This window comes from Pseudomonadota bacterium, from assembly GCA_034660915.1.
GTDB lineage: Bacteria > Desulfobacterota > Anaeroferrophillalia > Anaeroferrophillales > Anaeroferrophillaceae > DQWO01.
Window position 1 is genome coordinate 1 of sequence record JAYEKE010000025.1, and the last position, 5,674, is coordinate 5,674.

General features: G+C 51.7%; 4 protein-coding genes. All 4 read left to right on the forward strand.

Annotated features, from left to right (window positions below; translation table 11 throughout):
• Nucleotides 1-305: hypothetical protein (locus U9P07_01330; GenBank protein ID MEA2108047.1), on the forward strand; the 305-nt coding region annotated here is incomplete at its 5' end.
• A gap of 51 nt (nucleotides 306-356) precedes the next feature.
• The gene (locus U9P07_01335; protein ID MEA2108048.1) at nucleotides 357-1,976 is read left to right on the forward strand and encodes a multiheme c-type cytochrome; all 1,620 of its coding nucleotides are present in this window, start codon (nucleotides 357-359) and stop codon (nucleotides 1,974-1,976) included.
• A gap of 72 nt (nucleotides 1,977-2,048) precedes the next feature.
• Nucleotides 2,049-2,588, forward strand: a complete 540-nt coding sequence (locus U9P07_01340; protein ID MEA2108049.1) for a SurA N-terminal domain-containing protein — start codon at nucleotides 2,049-2,051, stop codon at nucleotides 2,586-2,588.
• Nucleotides 2,589-2,711: 123 nt separating this feature from the next.
• Nucleotides 2,712-5,674 (forward strand): molybdopterin-dependent oxidoreductase (locus U9P07_01345; GenBank protein ID MEA2108050.1); only part of this gene is annotated, 2,963 nt, incomplete at its 3' end.

A 5,674-nucleotide genomic window follows, 5' to 3' on the forward strand; every position in this document is an offset into this window, starting at 1 on the left:
TCTTTCTCTGCACCATCCTGGCCATTGTTCTGCCGGTGGAAATGACCGAAAAGGCCAATCCCCTGATCACGCCGGAACATATCAAACCGGAGTGGTACTTTTTCCCCATGTACAAGTGGATCAAAATGACCCCGGAAGCGGTGGGCATCTTTTTTCCCATGGTTGTCGTCGGCATCTTCATTTTCTGGCCTTTTATCGACAGCTGGATCGCCAAAACCGCCAAAAGTAAAGCCCTGCCGGTCATTATCGGCATCATCGGCATGGTCATCGTCACTTCATTGATGATTATCGAAGCCATACCTTAAAGAAATAACGATCAAGAAAATTTAAAATTACTGAGATAAGGAGAAAAAACCATGGATGTGAAAGCAAAAAAATGGCTGGTTTTCATCATGTGCATTTTCTTTATGGCCGCCCTTTTCCTGGTGGCCCGCCATGAATCGGACCGCTTCGCCAGTAAAATGGGGCTGGAAACCCATAAAGTTCATGTAAGTGACGCCAGCAAACCCTGCCTGGAATGTCATAAACGTAAAGGGGTGGCCCCCAAGATGATCGAACAGTGGGAAAACAGCGAGCACGCCGCCAAGGGCATCGACTGTACCCAGTGTCATACGGCGGAAAAGGGTGATTTTGACGCCTTCACCTGTCCGGAGTCAAACATTCTCGTCGCCCAATTCCCCACCCCAAAAGACTGTGCCAAGTGCCACAAGGAAGAGGTCCAGGAGTTTACCGAAAGCAAACATGCCTTTCCCTTCTGGCTCTACGCTAATGCTGACCGGGCGGTTTTCGAGCCCATCGTCGGCACCCATCACGGCTGTGAAGAATGCCACCAGATTACCAATATGTGGCCGGACGGCAGTGTCGGCGAATGTGACGCCTGCCACGCCAAACACAGCTTTTCCGTCGCCGTCGCCCGGCAGCCGGAAACCTGCGGTGAATGCCATGTGGGTCCCGATCATCCCCACATTGAGCTCTATATTGAGTCAAAACACGGCAATATCTTCAAGGCGGAGGTCCAGGGCCAGGTGGATATGGGTTACAAGAGCTCGGATGAAAAACCGATCCCTATCGAAGTTCCGGTCTGCACCACCTGTCATATGGATGCCGTACCCGGGGTCAGAGGCACTCATAACGTCAGTGCCCGCCTGGCCTGGGAATCGCAGGCCCCCTGGAGTTACCGCACGGTCTGGTTTGATGAAAAACTGGGCGACTGGCAGGCCAAACGTAAACGGATGGCCGGTGTCTGTCTCAACTGTCACGGCCAGGGTTTTGTGGAGATGTATTTATTACAAGCTGACTTGAACAATCTCCAGTATAATGAAATACGTCGAGCCTTTGTCTACTGGAACAAGAAATACACCAAGAGCGGCATTGTCGATCGTATCGAGCTCAATGGAAAATTCTACTCCAAAGATTTCATCAACGGCTGGGATGAAAAACCAGAGCATCTGATGTATGATTCCTGGCATCATGAGGGCCGCCGGTACCGCCACGGATCAGAGATGATGGGTGCCGATTACACCAACTGGCACGGACTTTGGGAACTCCAGCACAACCTGATGGAGATGATCGAATACGGTGCTAATCATGGTGATCAAGAAGCCCAGGCGATTGTGGATAACAACAGCCCGACCAAATTCATGACCTATAAAATCTATGACATCCCCGGCAATGAGTGGGGTATCGGCACCGAGAAAAACCGCACGCCGGTTCTCTACAAGCTCATCCCCGACTACTGGGAAAAGATTAAAGCCAATATTGAAGCAGCCGTCAACCATGGTCTCTTGACTAAAGCTCAGTTGGCTATCTGGATGGAACGCTACAATAACAAGGATCACTACCTGGGTACCAAGTATCCGCCACATCCGGTCTTCGAAGCCTACAAAGCACGCAACAAGAAGGATTTGGGCGAATTAAAAAAACAGACAATTAAATTCAAACTGCCGTCAGCGGCACCGTATGATGAAGTCCATTAAACAAAAACTATAACCTTGGTGGCGGAGGTATTGGCATACCTCCGCCACCCCCTCCTCCGGGGGTTTATCTCCATGAAGCAAGGCGTCATCTGTATTTTTACCCTGTTGCTGACAATCACCCTTTGGCTGCCAAAACCAACGTCAGCCGAGGAGCAGCAAGCCCTGGCCACCATCGATGGTCAGCAAATTACCAGCAATGACTTTCAAAATTATCTGGAACTCTTTGATAACGACCCCAGATTCCGGCCGGATACTGCTGAAGCCAGGAAAAAATTACTTGAACACTTGATCGATCGAACTATTCTCTTACAGTACGCAAAGGAGCATGACTACTTTAAGCTGGAAGAGCTCCAAAAACATAGAAGTCTCAACCAGCGGGAAAAAGAAACTATTATCCTGCGCCGGTTGCTTACCGACAAAATATCCAACCAGGTACATTGTTCCAAGGAAGAAATCAAAACCTATCAAAAAACCAACCCGAAGCTCAGTCCAAAACTGGCCAAAGAGCAATTGACGAGTCAAAAACAGCAAGAGCTCTTTAAAGCATTTATGGGCCAGCTGAAAAAAGAGCATGTCATCATTGTTTATCAAAAAAATCTCGAACACTTCTGACCTGACATTAAATACTTTTTTATTTTAACCCTGCACATGCCAATCCAATAGGAACACAGCTCACTCTGATAGATTATACTTTATAAAAAATACTACCAGCGTCCACCACAAAAGGAGTGAATTATGACCGACAAAAAAATTACCAGACGACACTTTCTCGGGACCATGGCGGCCGGCACGGCCACCGTGGCCCTCCTCCCCTCCCTGGCCGCCTGCAGCGGTAAACTGAAAAAGGGGGAATTCGTCGGCAAGCGACTTCATGAAGCCGGGGAAGAGGCCTATCGCCAGGTTTTTGCTTTCGACAAAATCGTCAGAACCAGCTGCGCCGGCAACTGCACCCAGGCCTGCGGCTGGAAAGCTTTTGTCAAAGGGGACAAGTATATCGTCGCCAATGAACCGGCCGGCGATTATGATCGTTTCGACCCGGTCCTGGGCGCCTCGTATAATCCCCGGGGTTGCCTGCGGGGAGCCAGCTACCTGAAATATATCAACAGCCCGGTACGGCTGAAACATCCTTTGATCCGGGTCGGTAAACGGGGTGAAGGCAAATTCCGCCGGGCCACCTGGGATGAGGCCATGAACCTGATTACCACCGGGATGACCGACATCGCCCGTAAAGATGGCTCCGACGCCATCGCCTTTTTCTCTCCAATCCCGGCATTCAACTACGTTTCGGCCGGGGCCGGCTACCGGCTCTGCAAATTAATGGGCGCCGCCGGACCTTTGAGTTTCTACGACTGGTATTGCGACCTGCCCCCGGGCGAACCGATAACCTGGGCTTTTCAGACCGATGAATGTGAAGAGGCTGACTGGATCAATGCCAAACTTTTGATTTTCTGGGGGGCCAATGTCGCCGAATCGCGCATGGCTGCCGCCCATCTGCTGTCCGAAGCCCGCTACCGGGGCGCTAAAGTAGTCGGTATTTTCACCGACTACAACGCCACCGCCCGGATGGTAGATCAATTCATCTCACCAAAACCGGGCACCGACGCCGCCCTGGTTATGGGCCTGATCAAAATTTTACTGGATAATAGATGGTATGACAAAGAGTATATCAAGACTTTCACCGACCTACCCTTCCTGGTTCGCTCCGACAATAAAAAGTTCCTGCGCGAATCAGATATGGTGGCCGACGGCAGCCCTTTTAAACTCTACATCTGGGATCAGAAAAGTAACCAGCCGATCCTGGCGCCCGGCACCCTGGGGGACCAGCGCGACACCCTTGATCTCAAGGCCTTTAATCTCGACCCGGCCCTTGATTTTTCCGGCAATGTTACCCTTGGCAACGGCAATAAAGTAGATGTCCAGACAGTTTTCACCCGCCTCCAGGAAGAGGTCAAAATCTATACACCCGAAAAAGTGACCCAGATCACCAGTATCGGCACCCAGACCCTGAAAAAACTGGCCTCTGACCTGCACACCATCAAGCCGGCAATGATCGTTGAAGGGGGCGGCACCAACCACTGGTTCCATAACGACATCAACAACCGCTCGATGATTCTTTTACAGGCCTTGACCGGCAATATCGGGGTCGGAGGCGGCGGTTTCAACCAGTACACCGGCCAATACAAAGTCTGGCTCAGCGGCCTGGGCAAATACGGCATGATCTTGAAAGCCAGACCCCAAAACGGCACCCTGTTTGTCTGGTCCCACTACGACGCCCAGCTCTGGCGGCTGGGGAAAAACTTTCCCGAACTGGTCACCGCCATCGAAAAAGGCGCCATCACCAAGTTGCCCAACGGGGTTTCGGTCAGCGCTGATCCCGCCGCTGGCTGGGCCTACAACTACTATCTGCTGATTAAATCCCTGGCTAAAAAATGGATGCCGGTTTATCCCAAACCACCGAAAAGACCCAAAGCGATGATCATCTGGCGGGCTAATTTCCTCAACCAGGGCAAGAGCGGCCACCGTACCAAAGAGTGGTTTGCCGATGAAAAACTGCTGGAACTGGTGGTCAATATCGATTTTCGCGTCACCTCGACCGGCATGTATGCTGACGTTATCCTGCCGGCCGCCACCTGGTATGAAAAATTCGATGTTGAAACCACGCCCATGCACCCCTATCTCCAGGCCCAGGGCGCCTGCATCAAACCTTTATATGAAGCCCGGACCGACTTTGACATTTTCAAGGATCTGACCCAACGCTTACAGAATGAGGCCAAGAAACTGGTGGCCGGCGGTCAATGGAACGGCAAATGGAATGACCAGGAGAAGAAACAGACCATTGATTTTACCACCCTGTACGATAAATTCAGCGCCGGCGGCAAACTTGACACTGACCTTAAAGCGGTAAAATTCATCCTTGAAAAAAGCCCGATGATGTATCCCAATCCGGATGAGTATCGGCAGAACAAGGCCGCTTTCGCCCCCGAAATGCAGAAACTGATCGAAGGAAAACTCTTTCCCGGGGATGTTTCCGGCTACCTGGACGGCATTATCGAACTTATTAAAGAGGCTCCCATACCTTTCCCGGCGGCTCAATACAAACGACCGCTGGTACCCTTTGCTGAAAACGTGGAGCAGAAACTCCCCTGGCCGGGCGGCGGTAAACTTGCCAGTGAGAAGATCGAGGTCGCTCCCGGGGTTAAAATGCCCAAGCTCTATGCCAAAAAATTCCTTGGCATGATCGGCCCGAAAACCCTGACCGGCCGCCAGCAGTTCTACATTGACCACTCCTATTTCCTGGCTTCAAGCAATGAGTTACCCATCTACCAAGAACCGGAACATGACCTGCTGCCGGACGGCAAAACCCCGGCCCCGCTGAAATTTAACTCCGCTCATGGACGCTGGGGCACCCATTCCACCTTCCGGGATGTTGATGTTCTGCTCCGCCTGCAGCGTGGTGAAGTGTACATCATGATGGCAACCGCGGATGCCAAACGGCGCGGCATTGCCGACGGCGACGTGGTGCAGGTCTTCAACCAATACGGCAAAATGGTCTGTAAGGTCAAGGTTTCCCCCGGTATTCGCGACGGTGAAGTCAGAGTCGAAAACGGCGGTGAGATGTTCAACTGCCGCGAAGGGTGGTTTAACCTGATCACCCCGATTCGCCCGAAACCGACCCAGTCAGCCAAATATCCCGAAGA